Raw genomic sequence first — 21,835 nt, 5'->3', positions numbered from 1 at the left:
GTGCGCCGCGCGGGCATCTAGGCTGAAGTCATGGCGGAGAATCCCTGGTCGCTCGGTCGCGCTCTGCGCGGCATGTTCGTCAAGCCCACGATCGACGAGAACACCTGGGACGACCTGGAGACGGCACTGCTGACCGCGGACTTCGGCCCTGACATCACCGAACGCATCATCGACGAACTGCACGAGAAGGTCGACCGCTTCCGCACGACCGACCCGCGCGATCTGCAGCGGATGCTGAGGGAGACCCTCGAAGAGCACTTCGCGAAGTTCGACACGACGCTGCGGCTCACGGAGCGCCCGGCGGTGGTGCTCGTCGTCGGCGTCAACGGCGTGGGCAAGACGACCACGATCGGCAAGTTCGCGAAGTTCCTGCAGCGCTACGGACGCTCCGTCGTCGTCGGCGCGGCGGACACCTTCCGTGCCGCCGCCGTCGACCAGCTGGCGACGTGGGCCGAACGCGGGGGAGCGACGATCGTCCGCCCGCAGCAGGAGGGGCAGGATCCGGCATCCGTGGCCTTCCAGACGATCGACTACGCGAAGGCCCACGGCACCGAGATCGTGCTCGTCGACACCGCGGGACGCCTGCACACCAAGGGCGGCCTCATGGACGAGCTGACGAAGATCCGTCGGGTGATCGAGAAGCAGGCCCCCATCAGCGAGGTGCTCCTCGTCCTCGACGCCACGACGGGACAGAACGGCGTCATGCAGGCGGAGGCGTTCCTCGAGCACGCCGGCGTCACGGGACTGGTGATCACCAAGCTCGACGGCTCCGCGAAGGGCGGGTTCGTGCTGGCGGTGCAGGAGCGCACCGGCATCCCCGTGAAGCTCCTGGGACAGGGCGAAGGCATCGGAGACCTCACCGGCTTCACGCCGCACGTCTTCGCCGCCGCGCTCGTCGACTGATGACGCCGCGGGGTCGCGCACGGGCGCCGAGGGTGGTTGCATAGGGACATGGCGATCGAGCACGACTACTTCGGACTGCTGGAGTCCGGGCCCGACGGATCGATCTTCTGGTCCGAGGTGGTCGACTTCGCGGATCAGCGCGTGACGGTGGACCTCACGGCGCCCGATCAGGACGACGTGTCCGCGGCCGCGCTCGACGTCGCCGCGGCCATGATCAACGCGCTCGAGCAGATCGACCTGCAGGCCCGGAACGCCATGGTGGCGGAGCTGGACGACCGCACGAGCGAGGTGACGGAGTACCTGCTGCAACAGCAGGAGACCCTCGGAGACGACCTCGAGGACGTGCTCGTCGACATCTCCGGCGACGTGCACATCGACATCATCCGCTCGCTGCAGCTGGTGAGCATGACGATCCTCGCCGACGAGCACGGCGGTTCCGACCCCTTCGCCGTGCTCGAGTACGCGCTCGACCCGGACGCCACCGACGAGGTGCTTCTGGTCAACCTCACCAGCGACGGCGACGTCCAGTCGGTCACGAGCGCCGACTGACCCCCCGCCCGCGAGCCGCTACGCCCTGGCCGAGCCGCTACAGCCCGGACGGCACGCGCGATGGCGGTTCGGACGCGCAGTAGCGGCTCGCGGATAGAGCGGCGGCGTCAGACGGCCTGGGCGAATCCCAGCTGCGCGTCGGCGAGGTGCGACAGGTGCGCCGGGATCTCACGGCCCTTCGCCGTCATCGACTGCGCCCAGAGGCGGCCGGCACGGTAGGACGAGCGCACGAGCGGACCGGCGAGGACGCCCAGGAACCCGATCCGCTCCGCCTCCTCCTTGAACTCCACGAACTCCTGGGGACGCACCCACCGCGCCACCGGCAGGTGGCGCGGCGTCGGGCGGAGGTACTGCGTGATCGTGATGATGTCGGTGCCGGCGTCGTGAAGATCCTGGAGGGCCTGGACGACCTCCTCCGGCTCCTCGCCCATGCCGAGGATGAGGTTCGACTTCGTGATCAGCCCGGCCGCGCGCGCCTGGGTGAGCACATCGAGCGAGCGCTCGTAGCGGAATGCGGGGCGGATGCGCTTGAAGATGCGCGGCACCGTCTCGACGTTGTGCGCGAACACCTCGGGGCGCGCGGCGAAGACCTCGTCGAGGAGACGTGGCTCGCCGTTGAAGTCGGTTGCGAGCAGCTCCACACCGGTTCCCGGGTTGACGGCGTGGATCTGACGGATGGTCTCGGCGTTCAGCCACGCCCCGCCGTCGGGGAGGTCGTCGCGGGCCACGCAGGTGACCGTGGCATACCGCAGCTGCATCCTGCGCACGCTGTCCGCGACGCGCCGGGGCTCATCGGTGTCGTAGTCCGCCGGCTTGCCGGTGTCGATCTGACAGAAGTCGCAGCGCCGTGTGCACTGCGATCCGCCGATGAGGAAGGTCGCCTCGCGATCCTCCCAGCACTCGTAGATGTTGGGGCAGCCCGCTTCTTGGCAGACGGTGTGCAGTCCCTCGTCCTTCACGAGCGACTGCAGGGCCTGGTACTCGGGGCCCATCTTCGCCTTCGTGCGGATCCACTCGGGCTTGCGCTCGATCGGCGTCTGGGCGTTGCGCACCTCCAGACGCAGGAGCTTGCGGCCCTCCGGCGCGTTGGCCGGACCGGTGTCGCCGCTGGGGGTCACGCCGCACGCGCTCATGCCGCGACCTCCGCGGCCTCGCCGAACGACGCCCGGAAGGCATCGGCCACGAGATCCTGCACGTCGGCGGGGGAGACGTCGCGCCCGAGCACCTCGCTGATCGTCGTGACTCCGGCATCCGAGATGCCGCACGGGACGATCTGGGAGAAGGGCAGGAGGGAGTTGTCGCAGTTGAGGGCGAACCCGTGCATCGTGACACCGCGCTGCACGCGCACCCCGATGGCGGCGATCTTGTCCTCAGAAAGGGGGCGACGCACCCACACGCCGCTGCGCCCCTCGACGCGGTAGCCCTCGACGCCGAGGCCGGAGAGCACCTCGATGAGGATCTGCTCGATGCGACGCACGTGGGCGACGACGTCGACCGGCTCGGTCAGCCGCACGATCGGGTAGCCGACGAGCTGCCCCGGGCCGTGCCAGGTGATGTTCCCTCCGCGGTCGACGTCGACGACGGGCGTGCCGTCGGTGGGACGCTCGTTGCGGGCCGTGCGCGCGCCCGCGGTGAAGACGGGCTCGTGCTCGAGCAGAAGCAGCGTGTCGGGGCGTTCCCCGGCGACGACGCCGGCGTGGATCTCCCGCTGCAGGCTCCAGCCGTCCGTGTAGGGGACGAGATCGGGCGCGAGGCCCACGGTCTGCACATCGAGCATGGTGTGCTCCTCCGGTGTCGGTGGGTGAGGAGGCAGAACGGGATGCTGGTGGCATCATTTCTGCACGGCGTCTAAAAACACGATCGGGAACCCACAATACGCCCCAGTAGGGTGAGGGGATGAGCTCCGGTCGCCCGCGCGCCACATCTCGGGCGACGATCGCCGAGGCCGCCTCGGAGCTGTTCCTCGAACGCGGCTACGCCGAGACCACCGTCGCCGACATCACGACACGCGCCGGAGTCAGCCGCTCCACCTTCTTCAACTACTTCTCCTCCAAGGCCGACGTCCTCTGGAGCGGATTCGACGAACGCGCCGACACGGCGTGCGCGACGCTCGCGGCCGGCGCCGACCCGGTGTCGGCCCTGCGGGCACTCGTGGACGGCTTCGCCCCCGACAGCCTGGCCCTCGCGATCACGCACGCGGCCGCGATGGGCATGGAGGCCGACCTCGCCACGGAACGAGCGCTGCGCACGGCCCGGCTGGCGCGCGCCGTCAGCGACGGGCTCGTGGACCGCGGCGCGGGTCGTCTCGCCGCGGACGTCCGCGGCGGCGCGCTGGCCGGCGCCCTGCTCGCCGCCGTCTGGGCATGGGCGGTCGCGGGACCGGGACGGTCGGCGCTCGCACCGCTCTGGGAGGACGCGCTGGCGCTCGCGAAGGGCTGAGGGCGAGGCCGGTCCCGTAGAATCGGGGCATCATGGCGACTTTCGGCACCCTCAGCGATCGGCTGACAGAGACCTTCCGCAATCTGCGCACCAAGGGCAAGCTCACGCCCGCCGACGTCGACGGGACGGTCCGCGAGATCCGTCGGGCCCTCCTCGACGCCGACGTCGCGCTGATCGTGGTCAAGGAGTTCACCGCGAAGGTGCGCGAACGCGCCCTCGGCGACGAGGTGAACCGGGCACTCAACCCCGCGCAGCAGGTCGTCCAGATCGTCAACGAAGAGCTCGTCGCGATCCTCGGCGGTCAGCAGCGCCGGCTGCAGTTCGCGAAGAACCCGCCGACCGTCATCATGCTGGCCGGTCTCCAGGGATCGGGCAAGACGACCTTCGCCGGCAAGCTCGCGAAGCAGCTCGAGAAGGACGGGCACACCCCGTTGCTCGTGGCCGCCGACCTCCAGCGTCCGAACGCCGTCAACCAGCTCCAGGTCGTCGCCGAGCGCGCCGGTGCGGCGATCTACGCGCCGGAGCCGGGCAACGGCGTCGGCGACCCCGTGCGGGTCGCCCGCGACGGCGTCGAGACCGCGCGCCGCCAGCAGCACGACGTGGTCATCATCGACACCGCCGGTCGCCTGGGTGTGGATGCCGAGCTCATGAAGCAGGCCGCGGACATCCGCACGGCCACCGATCCCGACGAAGTGCTGTTCGTGATCGACGCGCTCACCGGTCAGGATGCCGTGAACACCGCCAAGGCGTTCCAGGAGGGCGTCGATTTCACCGGTGTGGTGCTCAGCAAGCTCGACGGCGACTCTCGCGGCGGCGCGGCCCTCTCGGTCGCGTCCGTGACGGGCCGCCCGATCATCTTCGCCTCGACGGGCGAGAACCTCGAGGACCTCGAGGCCTTCCACCCCGATCGCATGGCCAGCCGCATCCTCGACCTCGGCGACATCCTCACCCTCATCGAGCAGGCGCAGCAGGCCTTCGACGAGGAGGAGGCGCGCAAGGTCGCCGAGAAGCTCGCGACCGAGCAGTTCACCCTCGAGGACTTCCTCGACCAGCTTCAGCAGATGAAGAAGATGGGGTCGATGAAGAAGATGCTCGGCATGCTGCCGGGCATGGGCCAGATGAAGCAGCAGCTGGAGAACTTCGACGACCGCGAGATCGACCGCACCGAGGCGATCATCCGCTCCATGACCCCGGGGGAGCGCCGCAACCCCAAGGTGCTCAACGGCTCCCGTCGCCTGCGGATCGCGCGCGGCTCGGGGATGACCGTCACCGATGTCAACCAGCTCGTGCAGCGCTTCGAGCAGGCTGCCAAGATGATGAAGACCGTCGCACGGGGCGGAGTGCCCAACATCCCGGGCATGGGGCCGGTGGGCGGAAGGCCCGGCGCGTCGAGCAAGCGGGGCGGCAAGCAGAAGGCGCGCAGCGGCTCCCGCTCCGGCAACCCGGCCAAGCGCGCCGCCGAGAACGCGGGCCTCGCGGCCGCGGCGCCGAGCGGTCCCGCCGGGTCGGGCTTCGGCCTCGGCGCCTCCGCGCCGCAGCCGACCGAGGCGGAGCTCGCGGAGATCCAGAAGCTCTTCGGGAAGGGCTGACCCGTCAGAGGGTGATGCCGGCCTCGTCGAGGGCGGCCTCCACGGCATCCGCCAGGACGACCTGTCCCTCGGCGGTGGGATGTTCGCCGTCCCACTGCAGCAGGTCGGGTCGTCCGCGCAACGGCTGCCCGATGGAGACGAAGACACCGTCGTCGGCGTCGAGGGCGCTCTGCAGGGCGTCGCTGGCCCAGCCGATCGCGTCGGGCTCGTCGTCGTCGATGTGCCAGAGGGTGTCGATGCCGATCAGTCGCGCATCCGGGAGGCCGGCGCGGAGCCGGTCGACGGCCGCCCGCGTGGCGTCGTCGATCTCGTCCTGCGCCGCGTCCAGGTCGTTGTCGGAGGACTGGATGATGACCACCGCCGGGTCCATCGCGATGGCCTCGTCGACCAGGCCGCCGAGATCATCGCCGCAGTCGCCCTCGATCGTGAAGCCCGCGCCGCTGCACGACAGGTTCACGATGTCCGCGCCGGTGTCGCGCGCCAGCAGCGCGGGCCAGGCCTCGTCCTCGTCCAGACCGAGCCCGGCCATGATCGAGTCGCCGATGGTGACCACCAGGCCACCGGTCGCACTCGGCGCGGCCGCGCGTGCGGCGGGCACCGGGGCGGCGGTCGGCGCGTCGCGGGCGGCCTCCGGGCGCCGCGCGTCGGCGGAGCCGTCCGGAACCGCCGCGGCGCACCCGGACAGGGCGAGCGCTGCCACGGCGATGACGGCGCCGGAGACGGCGGCGACCGGAACGAGCCTGCGGGTGCGCACCGCTTCACTCTAGGCTCCGCCCGGTGTGAACACGCCCGGGTGATCCGATGCGCGGGCCGAGAGCGCCGACGCCGCTCAGTCGGCCAGGCCGGCGAGGTGCTCGTGCAGGGTGGGTCCGGCGCGGAACTCGCGGATCAGGTGGTGCACCACGGCACGGAGGTCCCCTCCGGCCGCGTCCGCGACGAGCAGCTGACGAGCGGAGCTGCCGCCCTCGTCGAGGATGCGGCCGACCCCCGCGAACTCGCGCGCGCAGTGCAGGTCGCGAGCGACGTCCTCCAGCGCGGCGAGCGTCTCGCGCAGGTGCTCGGCCACGGGGCGCTGGGTTCCGTCGCGATCGACGATGACGCGCGCCTCGGTGCCGTAGCGCGCCGCGCGCCACTTGTTCTCCCGGACGAACCACGGCTGCAGTGCGGGCAGGGTGCGCCCCGCGTCGAGCTCGCGCGAGAAGTGCTCCACCAGCACCTGGACCAGCGCCGCGACGGCGGCCAGTTCGGGAAGCGTCGACATCCCGTCGCACGCGCGCACCTCGATCGTCCCCCAGCGCGGTGCCGGGCGGATGTCCCAACGGACCTCGGTGGCGTCCTCCATGACCCCCGTGCGCACCATGTCGTCGAGATACGACTCGTACTCCGGCCACGCGGTCAGCGGCCAGGGCAGTCCTGCCGTGGGCAGCTGCTGGAAGACGAGGGCGCGGTTCGAGGCGTATCCCGTGCGTTCGCCGGCCCAGAAGGGGCTGGATGCCGACAACGCCTGCAGATGCGGCAGATAGGCGGTGAGGGCACCGATGATCGGGAAGACCTTGTTGACGTCGTCGACGCCGACGTGCACGTGGATGCCCCAGATCATCATGTTGCGGCCCCACCACTGGGTGCGCTCGATGAGCTTGTGGTAGCGCGTCTTGTCGGTGACCTCCTGCTCGTACCACTGGGCGAACGGATGGCTTCCGGCGCACAGGAGCGCGATGCCGCGCGGATCGGTCTCCCGGCGGATCGCCGCGATGGCGTCGGCGATGTCGTCGACGACCGCCGCGACCGTGTCGCCGACGCCGCTGGTGACCTCGATCGTGTTCGTCAGCAGCTCGCCGGTGATCGTGTGACGCTCCAACGACGTGGAATCGCCCAGTGCGGCGAGGATCTCCGGCGCCCGGGGGACGAGGTCGCCGGTCTGCTCGTCGGCGAGCATGAGCTCCCACTCGATGCCGACAGTGGACCGGCTGGATGTCGCGAAGGGCACCGTCATGGCCCACAGTCTGACACGCGGAGTACGGCGTGTTCGCGGCATCCGTCACGATCTGGCAAAATAGACCGTTGGACCGCTCGCTCGACCCTCTATCAGGCGATCGCGTCCACCCTAGAGCTTCCGCCGGGTGTGCACCCCACAGCCCGAGCGTCGTTCATCACCTCACAACACCATTCAGGAGAATTGTGGCTGTCAAGATCCGTCTCAAGCGCCTCGGCAAGATCCGTGCGCCCTACTACCGCATCGTCGTCGCCGACTCGCGCACCAAGCGCGACGGTCGTGTGATCGAGGAGATCGGCAAGTACCACCCCACCGAGGAGCCGTCGTTCATCGAGGTCGACTCGGAGCGTGCGCAGTACTGGCTGTCCGTCGGCGCGCAGCCGACCGAGCAGGTCGCCGCGCTGCTGAAGCTCACGGGCGACTGGGGTCGCTTCAAGGGCGACGCGAACGCCGTCTCGACCGTCAAGACGGCCGCGGCCAAGGAGGAGTTCCAGATCGACTCCGCCAAGAAGTCGGTCATCAAGCCGAAGGCGGAGAAGAAGGCCGAAGAGCCCGCCGCCGAGGTCGAGGCTCCGGCCGAGGCCGAGCAGACCGACGCAGAGTAAGACCGTTGCTCTCCGCCGCGCTCGAACACATCGTCAAGGGGATCGTCGATCACCCTGAGGATGTCATCATCCGTTCCTCCTCGTCGCCGCGTGGCGACGTCCTCGAGGTGCGCGTGCACCCCGACGACCGAGGTCGGGTGATCGGGCGCGGCGGACGCACGGCCAAGGCGCTGCGCACCCTCGTGTCCGCTCTCGCCGACGGTGCCCGCGTCCGCGTCGACGTCGCGGACGACTGACATGGCGACGGCCGGCCCCGCACGCACGCAGTTGCGCGTCGGGCGTCTCGTGAAGGCCCATGGCCTGAAGGGCGCCCTCAAGCTCGAGCTGTACACCGACGACCCCGACGGACGATTCGTCCCGGGCGCCGTCTTCACCCTGCAGGTCCCCGAGTCCTCCCCGTGGCACGGCAAGACGCTGACGGTGCGCGAGTTCCGCTGGATGAACTCCCACCCCGTCGCCTTCTTCGAGGAGGTCGAGGACCGGACGGCCGCCGAGAGCATCGTGCGCGCCATCCTCTGGATCGACCAGGACGATTCGGCCGTGGCCGAGGACGACGCCTGGTACGACCACCAGCTGGTCGGGCTCACGGTTCAGCGGGACGGCGAGCCCGTCGGCCGCGTGATCCGCGTCGACCACCTGCCGGCCCAGGATCTGCTCGTCGTGCGCCCTCTCAGCGGCGACGACGAGATCCTCGTGCCCTTCGTGGCCGCGATCGTCCCCGACGTCGACATCGCCGCCGGCACGATCACCGTGACACCCCCCGCCGGGCTCTTCGAGGAGCTCCCGGGCGACGACGACACCCCCGAGGCGGATGCCGACGCCGAGGCCGCACCCGACGAGGACTGACGTGCGGATCGACGTCGTCACGATCTTCCCGGCGTTCTTCGACGTGCTGGAGGTCTCGCTCCTCGGCCGAGCCCGTGGCGCCGGCATCCTGGACGTGCGGGTCCACGACCTGCGCGACTACGCGCACGATCGTCACCGCACCGTCGACGACACGCCCTACGGCGGCGGGGCGGGGATGGTCATGAAGCCGGAGCCGTGGGGCGAGGTGCTCGACGCGATCGCCGCGGATGCCGACGGGCCGCTGCGCTTCGTGTTCCCGTCGCCCGCGGGCACCGTGTTCACGCAGCGGACCGCGCGGGACTGGGCGTCCGCCGAGACGCATCTGGTGTTCGGCTGCGGCCGCTACGAGGGCATCGACGAACGCGTATTCGCCTACGCCGCCACCCTCGGCGAGGTCAGCCTGACGAGCATCGGCGACTACGTGCTCAACGGGGGCGAGGTCGCCGCCATGGCGATGATCGAAGCCATCGGCCGGCTCGTCCCCGGCGTCGTGGGCAATCCCGAGAGCCTCGTGGAGGAGTCGCACGAGGACGGGCTGCTGGAGTACCCGTCGTACACGAAGCCCGCCGCCTGGCGCGGCTACGACGTGCCCGACGTGCTGCTCAGCGGCCACCACGGCCGCGTCGCCGATTGGCGACGCGCGCAGCAGGTCGAACGGACCCGCGCGCGCAGGCCGGATCTGCTGGCGGACTGAGCGGCGGGGCGGACCCGCCGCGATCCACCCCTCAGTCGACGCCGAGGAACGAGCGATCCGTGAGGATCAGCGGACCGTCGTCGGTGATGGCGACGGTGTGCTCGGCGTGCGCGCCGCGCGAACCGTCGGCGCTGCGGAGGGTCCAGCCGTCGGGGTCGGTCACGAGCTCGTCGGTCGTCTGCAGGAACCACGGCTCCAGGGCGACCACGAGTCCGGCCCGCAGCGGGTAGCCGCGATTCGGCTTGCCGTCGTTGGGCACGTGCGGGTCGCCGTGCATCGTGCGTCCGACTCCGTGCCCGCCGAAATCGGTGTTGATCTCGTAACCGTCGGCGCGCGCGACCTCGGCGATCGCGTGCGAGATGTCGCCGATCCGCCCCCCGACGGATGCCGCGCCGATCGCGGCGTCGAGGGCGCGCTGCGTCGTGTCGATGAGCGCCAGATCCTCGTCGCGCGCCGTGCCCACGACGAAGGAGACCGCCGAGTCGGCGACCCAGCCGTCGATCGACACGGCGAAGTCGAGCGTCACGAGGTCGCCGTCGCGCAGCGCGTAGTCGTGGGGGAGGCCGTGCAGGACGGCGTCGTTGACCGAGGTGCAGATCACCTTGCCGAACGGGCTGGCGCCGAACGACGGGTGGTAGTCGATGTAGCACGACTCCGCGCCGGCGCGTCGGATGAGCTCGTGCGCCCGCCGATCGATGGTCAGCAGGTTGGTGCCGACCTTCGTGTCCTCGCGGAGGGCCGCCAGCGTCTCGGCGACGAATCGTCCCGCGGGACGCATCGCCTCGATCTCGGCGGGGGTGCGCAGCTCGATCATCGTGATCCTTTCGTCAGGATCTATTCTGTCCGACCGGCGTAGCATCGAAGGTATGTGGCTGCGACAGACGTTCTTCCGGTGGCTCGTTCCGGCGGCGTTCGTCCTGCCCTTGTGGCTGGTCGTCGGCTGGATCGTGTTCGGTGCGAGCCCGTGGGCGCTGCTGTGGGTGCTGCTGTCGGCGCCGATCGTGTTCGTGTGGCAGCTGATCCTCGCGCTGCTCGTGCGGGCGCGCGGCACCGTGCGGGCCGAGCGTGCCGTCTCGTGGCGCGATGCCGGGGTGATCGGCGCGTGGCACGTGCTCGTCGTCGCTCTCGGCGTGTTCGACGGCCGGTGGTGGTGGCCCGTCTTCGCGGTGACCGTCGCGTTGGGCGTCGCGGCCATGTGGTCGTCGCTGTCGCAGCTGTGGCGCGAGGCCGGTCCGCGGGTCTCGATCCTGCGCACGCCGTCCGGCATGGGGTACGTGGCCCCGGCGCGCGACGACGCTCCGCGCGCATCCGAGCCGGAGGAGATCATCGTCATCCGCGAGAACACGCCCCCGTCGTCCTGACCGACGCGGTTTGGATGCACCCGGCATCCATGGCAGAATGGCTGTTTGTGCCCTGAACAGGCTCTGCCTCAGGGGAGCACGGCGTCGGCAACGATCGCCTCGGGCACACGAATCCTTACCATCCCCATCTCGCGATCGACCTGTGGCGGTCGCAGGAAGTGACGATCATGCAGATTCTCGACGCCGTCGACGCGGCATCGCTGCGCAGCGACATCCCCGCCTTCGCCCCCGGTGACACCGTCAAGGTGCACGTGAACATCACCGAAGGCAACCGTTCCCGCATCCAGGTCTTCCAGGGCGTCGTCATCGGCCGCTCCGGAGACGGAGTGCGCGAGACCTTCACCGTCCGCAAGATCAGCTTCCAGGTCGGCGTGGAGCGCACGTTCCCCGTGCACAGCCCGGTGATCGACCACATCGAGGTCGTCACCCGTGGTGACGTCCGCCGCGCGAAGCTCTACTACCTGCGGAACCTCCGCGGCAAGAAGGCCAAGATCAAGGAGAAGCGCGGCTGACGCGTTCCTCCTCACGGATGCCCCGGACCTCTGCGGTCCGGGGCATCCGTCGTCCCGGCGAGGCGTGTGGAGCCGACGGCGCGCGCATGTGCGACCCTTGAGGGGCGGTACCGACGGGCGGCTCCGAGATCGAGAAAGACAGGCATGACTTCGGACAACATCACGGCTCCGGACACGGCGCTCCCTCCTCGCCAACGCCGCCGTCGAGGCATCTGGATGCTGCTGCGCGACGTGCTGGTGATCGTGCTGATCGCCGTCGTGGTCTCGTTCGTGATCAAGACGTTCCTGGTGCGGTCGTTCTACATCCCGTCGGGCTCGATGGAGCAGACCCTGCTGATCAAGGACCGCATCCTCGTCGACGAGCTCACTCCCCGCTTCGGCGGGTACGAGCGCGGTGATGTGGTGGTCTTCCGCGACCCGGGCGGCTGGCTCCCCGCGGCGCCGGCCACGCCGGATCAGCCGCCGCTCGCCCAGGCCGCCGACTGGCTGCTGTCCCTCGTGGGCATCACGGCCTCCGACAGTGACGAGCACCTGATCAAGCGCATCATCGGCGTCGGCGGCGACCACGTGGTCTGCTGCAACGCGATCGGCCAGGTGACGGTCAACGGCACCCCGATCGACGAGACCCCGTACCTGAACCTCTCCCCGGGCCAGAGCGCGCCCCAGCCGGTCCCGTTCGACGTCGTCGTACCGGAGAACTCGCTGTGGGTCATGGGCGACAACCGCGACCACTCGCGCGACTCGCGCTACAACATGGATCAGCCCAACAAGGGCTTCGTGCCGCTGGACAACGTCGTCGGACGCGCGTTCCTGATCACCTGGCCGTTCGACCGCTTCGGCACGATCGACGGGCACCACGCGGTGTTCGCGGGGGTGCCCGCGCCGGGAGCGGAATGAGCATCGTCGCTCCGCGTCTGACCGTCGAGCGCCGGCTGCTCAAGGAGCACGCGCTGGTCATCGCGTGCGACGAGGTCGGGCGGGGAGCGTTGGCCGGCCCGGTGGCGGTCGGCGCCGCGGTGATGGATGCCGCCGGCGCGCGGCGCCGTATCCCCGAGGGCCTGCGCGATTCCAAGCTCGTCGCCGAGCACCGCCGCCCGGACGTGGCCGCTCGCGCGGCCGCGTGGGTCGGTGCGTCTGCGGTGGGCTGGGCGAGCGCCGCGGAGATCGACGAGGTGGGGATCATCCGCGCCCTGGGCCTCGCCGCGCTGCGCGCCATCGCGGATCTCCGGGCCGCGGGCATCGTCCCGGAAGAGGCGATCGTCATCCTCGACGGCAACCACGACTACATCACCCCGGCGGGAGGGTCCGGTCTGCGGGTGCGTCCCATCGTGAAGGCGGACCGCGACTGCGCGTCGGCGGCGGCGGCCTCCGTGCTCGCCAAGGTCGCCCGCGACGACCTCATGACGCGCCTGCACGACGAGCACCCCGTCTACCGGTGGGAGCGCAACAAGGGATACGCGAGCCTGGAGCACCGCGATGCGATCCGCGCGCACGGGCTGAGCGCGCATCATCGGGCGTCGTGGGCCATCGCCGACGCGCCGACGCTGTTCTGACGCGGATGCGGCGGCATCCGCCCGCCCCCGCCGCCCGCATAGGATGGGAGCACCATGGACGACGAGGGCTTTGACGACTACGACCGCGAACTCGAGCTGGCGCTGTACAAGGAGTACCGCGACGTGGTCTCCCAGTTCGCCTACGTCATCGAGACGGAGCGCCGGTTCTACCTCGCCAACGACGTGAACGTCGTGCGCCGCGACACCGAGCACGACTTCTACTTCGAGATCTCCATGACCGACGTGTGGGTGTGGGACATCTACCGCGCCGACCGGTTCGTGAAGTCGGTCCGCGTGCTCACGTTCAAGGACGTCAACGTCGAGGAACTCCAGCGCCGGGACTTCCAACTCCCCGACGAGCTCTCGCTCGACTCCTGAGCGCACCCGCGCCCCGGACGAGACGTCGGCTCCTCCCCAGCGCCGGACGCCGATCGACCGTCCACCGATCCCGTCGCCGCGCCCGCGCGCGGCCGCGGATGACGCCAGTCTGCTGCCATGGCAGACAAGGACGAGCTCGGTCGGGCGGGTGAGGATCGCGCCGCGCGACACCTCGCGCTGAACGGATACACGGTCCTCGATCGCAACTGGCGGTGCGCCGTGGGGGAGATCGACATCGTGGCCGTCGACGGCGGCGACCTCGTCGTCGTGGAGGTGAAGACACGACGATCGGTGATGTTCGGGCACCCGTTCGACGCCGTCGACGCGCGCAAACGCGCACGCCTGTGGCGCCTGGCCCACGCGTGGGCGTCGGCGCATCCCGACCTCTCGCGGCGACGGCGCACGCGTGTGGATGTGATCGGGGTGACCGGCGACGATCCGGCCACCGCCCTGCTGGAGCACCTGAAGGACGTGCGATGACGGTCGGCCGCACCTGGGGCGTCGTGCTGACGGGCCTGCGGGGTGATCTCGTCGAGGTCGAGGCGGACCTGTCGAATCAGATGCCGGGGTTCTCGATCATCGGCCTCGCCGACAAGGCCATCGGCGAGGCCCATCAGCGCGTGCACAACGCCTGCGCGAACAGCGACCTGCCGCTCCCGCGACGCAAACTCACCGTCAACCTGTCACCGGCGAACCTCCCGAAGCAGGGGTCCGGTCTGGACGTCGCCATCGCGATCGCGTCGCTCGCGACCGAGCACGCGATGGATGCCGCGTCCCTCGCCGCCACGGTGCACATCGGCGAGCTCGGCCTCGACGGGCGGGTGCGTCCGGTGACCGGGGTGCTGCCCGCCGTGGCCGCGGCGGCACGCGCGGGGGTGCGCAGGGTGGTCGTGCCGCACGCGAACCGGGAGGAAGCGGCGCTGGTGGACGGTGTCGAGGTGCTGGGCGCGGCCTGCCTGCGCGACGTCGCCCGCTGGCACGGGCTCGACGTCGACGACGTCCCGGTGGAGCCCGTGCCGCATCCGGCGGCTCCGCGGCGCGGTTCGGCCTCGCCCCCGCCGGATCTGGCGGACGTGATCGGGCAGGCCGATGCCGTGGACGCACTCACCGTCGCCGCCGCCGGTGCACACCACGTGCTGATGAGCGGACCGCCCGGTGCGGGCAAGACCATGCTGGCGCGCCGCCTTCCCGGCATCCTCCCCGATCTGGACGACGACGACGCGGTCCACGCCGCCTCCCTGCGCTCGCTCGCGGGGGAGGCGGTCACCGACCTCTGCCGCACTCCGCCGTTCGAGGCACCCCATCACAGCGCCAGTGCGGCGGCGCTCGTGGGAGGCGGCAGCCGCGCCGTGCGCCCCGGCGCGATCGCGCGGGCGAGCGGTGGGGTGCTCTTCCTCGACGAGGCGGGCGAGTTCGCCGGCCACGCCCTCGACGCCCTGCGACAGCCCTTGGAGTCCGGCACGATCGAGATCCATCGCGCCGGGTTCCGGGCGAGCTTCCCGGCCCGATTCCAGCTCGTCGTCTTTTGTGTACGACTGGACAGTGCCTAGAGACACCACAGTGACTCAGGAGGTCGCTCGTAGCGCCACCGCGCTGCTGCAGTGCATTCGTGGCCGACCCTCGGACTTGGCTGCGCGCGCATTGGGACCTCATCGTGCGGCTGTCCCGGTGTGCGTGGGCCGGTTCCCTTCCGGAGTGGATCCGTCACGGAGATTGGTGAAGGGAGGCGACTCCGCGTCGCGACGACAAGATGGCCACATCGTTGGTGCCGCGGCTTGAGTCCTAGCCGTTTCCCTCTGGATCGTTGGGTGTGCCCAAGGCGCCCAGGAGTTCTTCGATCGCGACGCGTAGTTCGTTGTAGCCGTGCACATAGAACATCGCGTCCATGCCCGGTCTTTCCGCGTTGTCGAAGTCGGTGACGAGCTGATGCGCCTCGCGGATGGCAGTTTCGAGCCAGGTCTCGACGCCCGGCAGCCCTTGGATCCAGGCATCGATGATGGTGAATGGGATCGGGGCGTAGCCGTGCGCGTCAACACCGACGTGGAACTGATGCCCGTCCGGTCCGTGGTCGCGGGCGTGGGTGTGCCCGTGTAGCAGGGGGATCCCATCGTCCCACCGCGGCCGATGTGTTGTTTGCCAGTCCATGTCTTGCGTGTCGCCACGGTAGGGGTAGTGGGATGCGAGCAGTCGGTATCCGTGCCGCGTGCCCTCGATGACGTCCGGGAGGATGGTCCACCCGGCCTGTTCGTACTGTGGCCGGAATCGTTCGATCGCCCGCTTGCTCTGCGTCGCAGACGAGACCCGGTCGTGGTTACCGGGGACGAGGAACCGGCGCCCATTTAGCTGTGCTGTCAGCGCGAGGGACTCCTCGATCGGGCCGAGCCCGACGTCCCCGAGGTGAAGGACGATGTCCTCCGCGGCCACCGTGTGGTTCCATCGGCGGATCAGTTCTTCGTTCATCTCCTCGACGGTGGTGAACGGGCGGCCGGCGAGTTCGCTGATGCGGGCATGACTGAAATGGGTGTCCGCGGTCACGAAGTCGACCTGGTCGAAGTCGAACCACGGATACTCGCTCACGGTCGCCTCCGCCGATCATCGTGGGGTTGGGAATGTCTAGCGGAATCTACCGCGGTCTATTGTCTGATAGCTCTGGGAAGCTTCCGCTAGAGCTCATCGAAGTGGCGGTCTGCCTGGCAGGAAGGCGCTGAAGGCTCGCCTGCCGCGATCCGAGCTACTGCGCCACCGGCCACCGGCGTAAGCGCTCCTTGTGCTCATCGGTCGTCAGACCGGGCTTGCGGCCACTGTCGACTGCGTCACGGTTCATCCAGTTGCGAAGACAGGACTCGCTGATTGCCAGATCACAGGCGGTCTGGCCGACAGGGTTTCCCTGGGCGACCAGATCCGGGGCTCGACGCCGGAACTCCGGTGGGTGAGCAGCAGGCATCTCACAGACTCCTTCCGAGAAGATCATCGCCTCAACTCAGGTGTCCGGAAAACCTGGTCACGCTCCCAATCTCGTCGACCCCGGTCAGCCCTGCCCAGCACACGATAGTGCCCGGTGAACAGGTCGCGCCCACAGATGGATACCCGGTGCGTCAATGCGCCACCGGCCGCATCGCTGCGGGACAGGAGGACGGATGGTTCTCGAGAACCCGCGACGGCCCCGGCCGACGCATCACATTGGAGGGTACTGTTGGCGCCCCAAGAAGGGGTGAGGTTCTAAGAAGGGGTGAGGTTCTTGGCTCGTCGGGTTGATCCGAGGCTGCTCTGGTCGGGGATTCCTTGTCGAGGTGGCTAGGAGACTCACCCGCGACGGCGTCCGTCAGCCTCGTCGACCTCGATGCGTGCCGGAGAGCGGAACAACCTCGCGAGATCGGCGACCGAGGTCTAGGGTCGGGGGCACCGCGACTGTGCACGACGAGGTGAAGCGTGGATCGGAGGGCGCGATCGTGAGACCGGTGAGGCGGGCGCAGCGACCTGAGATCGCCTACTCGTGGCGCCGATCGGAACACAGCGGACTCGATCCGAGCAGCCCGCGTGTGCGGCTCGCTGAGGTCAAGCGGGCGAGCCGGCTCACGAGGGCTGCGGCGCCGGTGATCGAGGAGATCGCCGAGTCGATGGTCGATTACCCCTTCGCAGTCATGCTCGCCGACGAGCGTGCGTGCATCATCGGCGCACGGTTCGGCGAGCGAACGATCGCGCGGCAGATCGAACGAAGCGGAGGCGTGCCGGGGCGGGTTTTCGACGAGGAGCTGACGGGAACGAACTCCATCGGGACTGTGCGAGAGCTGCGCAGGCCCCTTGCCGTTCATGGCGAGGAGCACTACCTGGAGTCGCTGAAGGACTTCAGTTGCTATGGAACGCCGATCCTGCATCCAATCACGAAGAGGTTCGTCGGCCTTATCGACGTGAGCGGGTTCGCGAAGGGTGCGGCCCCGATCCTCGGACCGCTGCTTGGTCGCGCGGCGAAGGACATCGAGGCACGTCTTCTCGACCTGTCTCAAGCCTCCGAGCTGGAGCTGTTCCGTCGCTATCAGGAGCGCACGGCGCATCGGAGCAGGCCGGTGCTGGCTCTGGGTCCGAGCTTCGTGCTGGCGAACACCGCCGCAACGGATGCCGTCGATCCCGCTGACTATCCGCTGCTGCGCTCGCTCAGCAGCACGGATGCCGAAGCCCGACCGGTGCAGTTCGTTCGCCTCGTCAGCGGCGCGGATGCGCGTGTGCGGGTCGAGAGCGTCGGAGCGCGCGGAGACTGCGTCCTGCTGGAGATCGATCCTCACGTCCGGCCAGGGTCTGGCGTCGCCGCATCCCACGCCCGCACGGAGGGTGCCCCTCAGCACTCGCGTACCCCGGAGCTGACGTTGGTCGTCGGAGAACCGGGTGTCGGTCGGACGACGGAGGCGCTTCGTCTTGCCGGCCCTAAGGCGTCTCACCATACTGCGGAGTCCGCGTCGCTGGACGGAGAAGCGACATGGCTCCGGGGCGCCGCGCTCGGCCTCCAAGCCGGTCCGTGCGTCTTCGACGACGTGGATGCCCTCTCACCTGCACTCGCAAGCGCGCTGGGACGCCTGCTTGCCGACGCCGCCGACGCCGTCGTGCTGATCTGCGGAACCCGACTCCCGTCGAGTCCCGCGCACGCGGCTCTTCTGGCCAACGCAACAGATCGCACGATCCTGCCACCGCTGCGGGACCGCCTGGACGAGCTGCCTGAACTCATCCGCGGGCTCACGGCGGAGGGGTCCCCGCTCGTACTCGCCCCCAGCGCCTTGGAGGCGCTTCGTGCGCACGACTGGCCGGGCAATCTTCACGAGCTCCGCAAATTCGTCGATGTGGCAGGGAGCGAAGGGCGTACTCGGCAGCTGAGCGTTCAGGACTTACCTCCGGCCTACCGCAGAACCGATCGTGCGCGGCGCCTGAGCCGGCTGGAGAAGGCCGAGCGCGAGACGATCGTTACAACGCTCGCCGAGGTCGATGGCAACATTGCCCAGGCCGCACGCCTGCTCGCGATCAGCCGGCCGACCCTGTACAGCCGTATCCGCGCATTGGGCATCGCGCGCTAGGGGTCCTCGCGAGCCTCGGCGTACGGAGGTCGTAAAGAACTTGTACACCCGCCGTCGCTGACTCGCGCGCAGACTCGCCTCAACGGACTCAGAGAGGAGCACGCCATGAGCACTAAGGGCACGATCGTGCGACACGATCAATTCTTCATCGATGGCGGATGGGTCGTCCCCGCGGGGGCCAGCCGGATCGAAGTGGTCTCGCCGAACACCGGCGAGATCATCGGGGACGTCCCTGAGGCGGGCACGGCCGACATCGACACCGCTGTCGCTGCGGCGCGGCGGGCCTTCGACGACCCGCAGGGCTGGTCCCAGTGGACCCCGCGGCAGCGTGCCGATGCCATCGAGCGGCTCGCCGACGAGATTGACGCGCGCAAGGACGAGATCGCCCGCCTGGTGAGCAGCCAGAACGGCATGCCCATCAGCACGTCCCTCGGTCTGGAGGCGGTGTTCCCCTCCGCGGTCTACCGGTACTATGCAGGTCTCGTGCGCGATCAGCCCGTCGAGGAGGAGAGACCGGGTCTGTTGGGGGGTACGACGCTCGTCCGGCGCATACCCATCGGTGTCGTCGGCGCGATCGTTCCGTGGAACTACCCGCAGACGCTCGCGTCGTTCAAGATAGCCCCCGCCCTCGCGTCGGGCTGCACCATCGTGGTCAAGCCGTCGCCCGAGACCGTGCTCGATGACTATGTGTTCGCGCAAGCGGTTGAGGCCGCGCAGTTGCCTCCCGGCGTGATCAACATTGTCCCGGGAGGACGCGAAGCCGGCCGAGCGCTGGTCGAGCACCCGGGGATCGACAAGATCGCCTTCACCGGGTCGACCGCCGCGGGGCGTGAGATCGCGGCGACCTGCGGGAGGCTGCTGCGGCCGGTCACCCTCGAGCTGGGCGGCAAGTCCGCCGCAGTGCTCCTCGACGATGTCGACCTCGCCGCATCCATGCAGGGCCTGTATGGTGCGACACTGCTGAACAACGGGCAGACGTGCTTCGCGGGCACACGCATCTTGGCGCCGCGATCCCGCTACGACGAGGTCGTCGAGGCCTTTGCGGGACTGCTGCAGTCTCTGCCGATCGGCGACTCGCTCGACGAGGCCACACTCGTCGGGCCGATGGCGACCTCCGCTCAGCGCGATCGCGTCGAGAGCTTCATCGCCCGAGGCAGATCCGAAGGCGGCCGAGTCGCCGTCGGTGGAGGACGACCGCAGGAGCTCGGCCGTGGCTGGTTCGTCGAGCCCACTCTGCTGACCGGACTCGACAACTCGGCGACGGTGTCTCAGGACGAGATTTTCGGGCCCGTGCTCGTCGTGATCCCCTACGACGACATCGAGCACGCCGTACGCATCGCGAACGACTCCCCCTACGGGCTCGGCGGCAGCGTGTGGACGGCTGACCACGGCCGCGGGGTCGACGTGGCTCGCCGTATCCACACCGGCACGATCGGGGTGAACGGATACCTTCCCGATCCCACGGCGCCGTTCGGCGGTGTGAAGGCGAGCGGGATAGGACGTGAACTCGGTCCCGAGGGCCTCGCGTCGTATCAGACCGCGCAGTCCATCTACCTCTGACGTGAGGAACGGGGTCGGATGCCTGGCCCCGGCGGAGCCCGGTCACCCTTGTCCGTCAGTGTGCCGTGACGTGGCACGGCACACTGACGGGCAGGCAGCGGCAGCGGCATCCTTGACAGCGGACGTTGTCGTCCAGCGAGGGGAGATTCTTCGTGAGCGAAGTCGATATCAGTGCCGTGCCCCTGATCGCGCGGCACCGCGCCATCCACAGCGAGATGGTCGCGATCAACTATGAGAGCCGAGAGGTGACGTACGTCGAGTTCCATCAGATCGTGGGACGCCTCGCCGCTGCGCTGCGCGCAGACGGCGTGGGGCCGGGCGACAGGGTCGCCTACGCGGGGCTGAACAGCCTGACGTTTCTCGTCACCTACTTCGCCGCCACCTGGGTCGGAGCGGCTTTCGTCCCGCTGAACTTCCGGCTCGCGCCCCGCGAAGTGCGTGCCGTGCTTGAGGACGCGCGACCGGACGTACTCGTCGCAGAGCCCGTTCAGGCCACTGCGATCGACGACTTCGTGACCGAGCTGACGATCCGGCATGCCCTCGTCGTCGACGACGACCCCGCTCTCGAGCCCGCCGCGGATCTGTCGGCTCGCTGGCAGTCCTTCCTGGCGTTCCGGACGGCGCACGAAGAGATCCCGCCGCACGTGCGTCAGTCGGACGACGACCTTGCAGCGCTGCTGTACACCTCCGGTTCGACCGGCAAGGCTAAGGGTGTCATGCTCACGCACGGAAACCTGTGGTGGAACTGGGTGAACGTTGACTCGGTTGTCGACACGCGCTTCGGCGACGTGAGCCTCGCCGTCGCGCCGCTGTTCCACATCGGCGGCTTCAACGCCCTGGCACTGCGGACAATCACCCGGGGCGGGACGCTCGTGGTGCGGCGGTCGTTCGTCCCGGCCCAGGCTCTGCAAGACCTCGTGAACTTCCGTGTGAACAGCATGTTCCTCGTGCCCGCGATGCTTGCCGGCATCCAGCGTGAGCCCGGGTTCGACGACGCCGACCTGAGCAATCTCCGCTCGACGATCGCTGCGGGTGCACCCGTGCCACCGGCGCTGATCGCGACGTATGCGGAGAAGGGGGTCCTCCTGCAGCAGGCCTGGGGGCTCACCGAGACTGCGCCGTTCGCGACCTATCTCGAGTCGTCGATGACGTCGGAGAAGCTGGGGTCGTGCGGTGTGGCGATGCCGTACACCGAGGTCAAGGTCGTCGATCCCACGACGATGGGCGACGTCGCGGTGGCCGGGCGGACGGGCGAGTTCTGGGTTCGCGGGCCGAACGTCTCGCGTGGCTACTGGAACAACCCGGAAGCGACCGCGGCGGTCTTCACGCCCGATGGCTGGTTCCGCACGGGCGACATAGGCTACGCAGACGAGGACGGCTATCTGTTCATCGTGGATCGCCTCAAGGACATGATCATAACGGGCGGCGAGAACGTCTACCCCGCCGAGATCGAGAACGTGCTCGCCGCCCACCCGGAGGTCGAGGACGTGGCCGTCATCGGCGTTCCCGATCCGCAGTGGGGCGAGACGGTGTGCGCCGTCGTGAGCTTTCGTGACGAAGCTCTCTCGCTCGACGACATTCGCGACTTCCTGACGAAGTCGGTTGCTCGGTACAAGCTTCCGCGACGGCTCGTGGAGCTCGACGTGGTTCCCCGCAACGGCGCAGGAAAGCTCGACAAACCCGCGATCCGTCTGCTCGTGAGCGAGCTCGACGGCGCGACATCATCCACCGTCGACACTGCACCCTTCACTGAAGCGGTGCGGGTGCCGTCGAAGAAGCGCTGAAAGGAACCC

The 21,835-nt window shown here is 69.3% G+C and carries 23 protein-coding genes and 1 pseudogene; 18 read left to right on the top strand and 6 right to left on the bottom strand.

All coding sequences use genetic code 11. From position 1 onward, the window contains the following. The first annotated feature begins 30 nt into the window (after positions 1-30). Both ftsY and MHO01S_RS03115 read left to right on the top strand, forming a co-directional pair. The gene (gene ftsY, locus MHO01S_RS03120; protein WP_060958470.1) at positions 31-903 is read left to right on the top strand and encodes a signal recognition particle-docking protein FtsY; all 873 of its coding nucleotides are present in this window, start codon (positions 31-33) and stop codon (positions 901-903) included. A gap of 48 nt (positions 904-951) precedes the next feature. Further along, on the top strand, positions 952-1,452 hold the full coding sequence (locus MHO01S_RS03115) for a DUF2004 domain-containing protein (RefSeq protein ID WP_060958471.1): 501 nt from the start codon (positions 952-954) through the stop codon (positions 1,450-1,452). 107 nt (positions 1,453-1,559) lie between these two features. Here MHO01S_RS03115 and lipA read toward each other — a convergent pair whose 3' ends face one another. Continuing rightward, the gene (lipA, locus tag MHO01S_RS03110) at positions 1,560-2,585 is read right to left on the bottom strand and encodes a lipoyl synthase (protein WP_060958472.1); all 1,026 of its coding nucleotides are present in this window, start codon (positions 2,583-2,585) and stop codon (positions 1,560-1,562) included. Further along, a complete protein-coding gene (lipB, locus tag MHO01S_RS03105; RefSeq protein ID WP_060958473.1) occupies positions 2,582-3,229 on the bottom strand; it encodes a lipoyl(octanoyl) transferase LipB in 648 nt (215 codons plus the stop codon). Before lipB ends, lipA begins: the two co-directional genes overlap by 4 nt. A 119-nt stretch (positions 3,230-3,348) precedes the next feature. On the opposite strand from lipB, the gene MHO01S_RS03100 reads away from it, so the two are divergent. Next, complete coding sequence (locus MHO01S_RS03100; protein ID WP_082808016.1) at positions 3,349-3,891, top strand: TetR/AcrR family transcriptional regulator; 543 nt, start codon at positions 3,349-3,351, stop codon at positions 3,889-3,891. A gap of 32 nt (positions 3,892-3,923) precedes the next feature. Next, a complete protein-coding gene (gene ffh / locus MHO01S_RS03095) occupies positions 3,924-5,480 on the top strand; it encodes a signal recognition particle protein (RefSeq protein WP_061781802.1) in 1,557 nt (518 codons plus the stop codon). A gap of 4 nt (positions 5,481-5,484) precedes the next feature. Here the strand turns inward: ffh and MHO01S_RS03090 are convergent, their stop codons facing one another. Together MHO01S_RS03090 and MHO01S_RS03085 are read right to left on the bottom strand one after the other, a co-directional pair. Beyond that, the gene (locus MHO01S_RS03090) at positions 5,485-6,234 is read right to left on the bottom strand and encodes an SGNH/GDSL hydrolase family protein (RefSeq protein ID WP_060958475.1); all 750 of its coding nucleotides are present in this window, start codon (positions 6,232-6,234) and stop codon (positions 5,485-5,487) included. A gap of 75 nt (positions 6,235-6,309) precedes the next feature. Further along, positions 6,310-7,473 carry a glutamate--cysteine ligase gene (locus tag MHO01S_RS03085; RefSeq protein ID WP_060958476.1) on the bottom strand — a complete coding sequence of 388 codons (1,164 nt, stop codon included), beginning with the start codon at positions 7,471-7,473 and terminating at the stop codon, positions 6,310-6,312. A gap of 185 nt (positions 7,474-7,658) precedes the next feature. Between MHO01S_RS03085 and rpsP the strand changes: the two genes are divergently transcribed. From rpsP to trmD, 4 genes are read left to right on the top strand one after another with little or no spacing between them, the layout of a single operon-like run. Beyond that, positions 7,659-8,078: a 30S ribosomal protein S16 gene (gene rpsP, locus MHO01S_RS03080; protein WP_060958477.1), complete on the top strand. Its 420-nt coding sequence runs from the start codon at positions 7,659-7,661 to the stop codon at positions 8,076-8,078. A 5-nt stretch (positions 8,079-8,083) separates the two neighbouring features. Next, complete coding sequence (locus MHO01S_RS03075; protein ID WP_060958478.1) at positions 8,084-8,314, top strand: RNA-binding protein; 231 nt, start codon at positions 8,084-8,086, stop codon at positions 8,312-8,314. Position 8,315: 1 nt separating this feature from the next. Beyond that, complete coding sequence (rimM, locus tag MHO01S_RS03070) at positions 8,316-8,924, top strand: ribosome maturation factor RimM (RefSeq protein ID WP_060958479.1); 609 nt, start codon at positions 8,316-8,318, stop codon at positions 8,922-8,924. 1 nt (position 8,925) lies between these two features. Beyond that, positions 8,926-9,618, top strand: coding sequence for a tRNA (guanosine(37)-N1)-methyltransferase TrmD (trmD, locus tag MHO01S_RS03065; protein WP_060958480.1), 693 nt, complete (start codon positions 8,926-8,928; stop codon positions 9,616-9,618). Positions 9,619-9,649: 31 nt separating this feature from the next. Here trmD and map read toward each other — a convergent pair whose 3' ends face one another. Continuing rightward, the gene (map, locus tag MHO01S_RS03060) at positions 9,650-10,432 is read right to left on the bottom strand and encodes a type I methionyl aminopeptidase (protein WP_061781801.1); all 783 of its coding nucleotides are present in this window, start codon (positions 10,430-10,432) and stop codon (positions 9,650-9,652) included. 52 nt (positions 10,433-10,484) lie between these two features. Between map and MHO01S_RS03055 the strand changes: the two genes are divergently transcribed. The 7 genes and pseudogenes from MHO01S_RS03055 to MHO01S_RS03025 form a co-directional block, all read left to right on the top strand. Continuing rightward, on the top strand, positions 10,485-10,979 hold the full coding sequence (locus MHO01S_RS03055) for a hypothetical protein (RefSeq protein WP_060958482.1): 495 nt from the start codon (positions 10,485-10,487) through the stop codon (positions 10,977-10,979). 167 nt (positions 10,980-11,146) lie between these two features. Further along, entirely contained in the window at positions 11,147-11,491 is a 345-nt protein-coding gene (rplS, locus tag MHO01S_RS03050) for a 50S ribosomal protein L19 (protein WP_060958579.1), read from the top strand. Between the two features lie 144 nt (positions 11,492-11,635). Further along, complete coding sequence (lepB, locus tag MHO01S_RS03045) at positions 11,636-12,388, top strand: signal peptidase I (protein ID WP_060958483.1); 753 nt, start codon at positions 11,636-11,638, stop codon at positions 12,386-12,388. Continuing rightward, a complete protein-coding gene (gene rnhB / locus MHO01S_RS03040; protein ID WP_061781800.1) occupies positions 12,385-13,044 on the top strand; it encodes a ribonuclease HII in 660 nt (219 codons plus the stop codon). The genes lepB and rnhB overlap by 4 nt, the downstream gene beginning before the upstream one ends. Positions 13,045-13,098: 54 nt before the next feature. Continuing rightward, complete coding sequence (locus tag MHO01S_RS03035; RefSeq protein ID WP_060958485.1) at positions 13,099-13,422, top strand: DUF2469 domain-containing protein; 324 nt, start codon at positions 13,099-13,101, stop codon at positions 13,420-13,422. Positions 13,423-13,539: 117 nt separating this feature from the next. After that, positions 13,540-13,902, top strand: a complete 363-nt coding sequence (locus MHO01S_RS03030) for a YraN family protein (protein ID WP_060958486.1) — start codon at positions 13,540-13,542, stop codon at positions 13,900-13,902. After that, positions 13,899-14,945, top strand: a pseudogene (locus tag MHO01S_RS03025) (ATP-binding protein); the annotation flags it as partial. The gene MHO01S_RS03030 and the pseudogene MHO01S_RS03025, both read left to right, overlap by 4 nt. A 259-nt stretch (positions 14,946-15,204) precedes the next feature. On the opposite strand, the gene MHO01S_RS03020 reads toward MHO01S_RS03025, so the two are convergent. Further along, the gene (locus tag MHO01S_RS03020; RefSeq protein ID WP_056206920.1) at positions 15,205-15,999 is read right to left on the bottom strand and encodes a metallophosphoesterase; all 795 of its coding nucleotides are present in this window, start codon (positions 15,997-15,999) and stop codon (positions 15,205-15,207) included. 713 nt (positions 16,000-16,712) lie between these two features. Here MHO01S_RS03020 and MHO01S_RS03015 point away from each other — a divergent pair. The 3 genes from MHO01S_RS03015 to MHO01S_RS03005 all read left to right on the top strand — a co-directional run bounded on the left by MHO01S_RS03015 (position 16,713) and on the right by MHO01S_RS03005 (position 21,826). After that, positions 16,713-18,482: a sigma-54-dependent Fis family transcriptional regulator gene (locus MHO01S_RS03015; RefSeq protein ID WP_503826000.1), complete on the top strand. Its 1,770-nt coding sequence runs from the start codon at positions 16,713-16,715 to the stop codon at positions 18,480-18,482. Positions 18,483-18,587: 105 nt separating this feature from the next. Further along, positions 18,588-20,042 carry an aldehyde dehydrogenase gene (locus MHO01S_RS03010; protein WP_056206916.1) on the top strand — a complete coding sequence of 485 codons (1,455 nt, stop codon included), beginning with the start codon at positions 18,588-18,590 and terminating at the stop codon, positions 20,040-20,042. A gap of 152 nt (positions 20,043-20,194) precedes the next feature. Next, on the top strand, positions 20,195-21,826 hold the full coding sequence (locus tag MHO01S_RS03005; protein WP_056519850.1) for an AMP-binding protein: 1,632 nt from the start codon (positions 20,195-20,197) through the stop codon (positions 21,824-21,826). Positions 21,827-21,835 lie beyond the last annotated feature (9 nt).

Origin of the sequence: Microbacterium hominis NBRC 15708 (assembly GCF_001592125.1) — a bacterium.
In the GTDB taxonomy this organism is placed as follows: domain Bacteria; phylum Actinomycetota; class Actinomycetes; order Actinomycetales; family Microbacteriaceae; genus Microbacterium; species Microbacterium hominis.
Note: the sequence above shows the minus strand (reverse complement) of the source record. Positions and strands in the feature narration are given on the sequence as shown.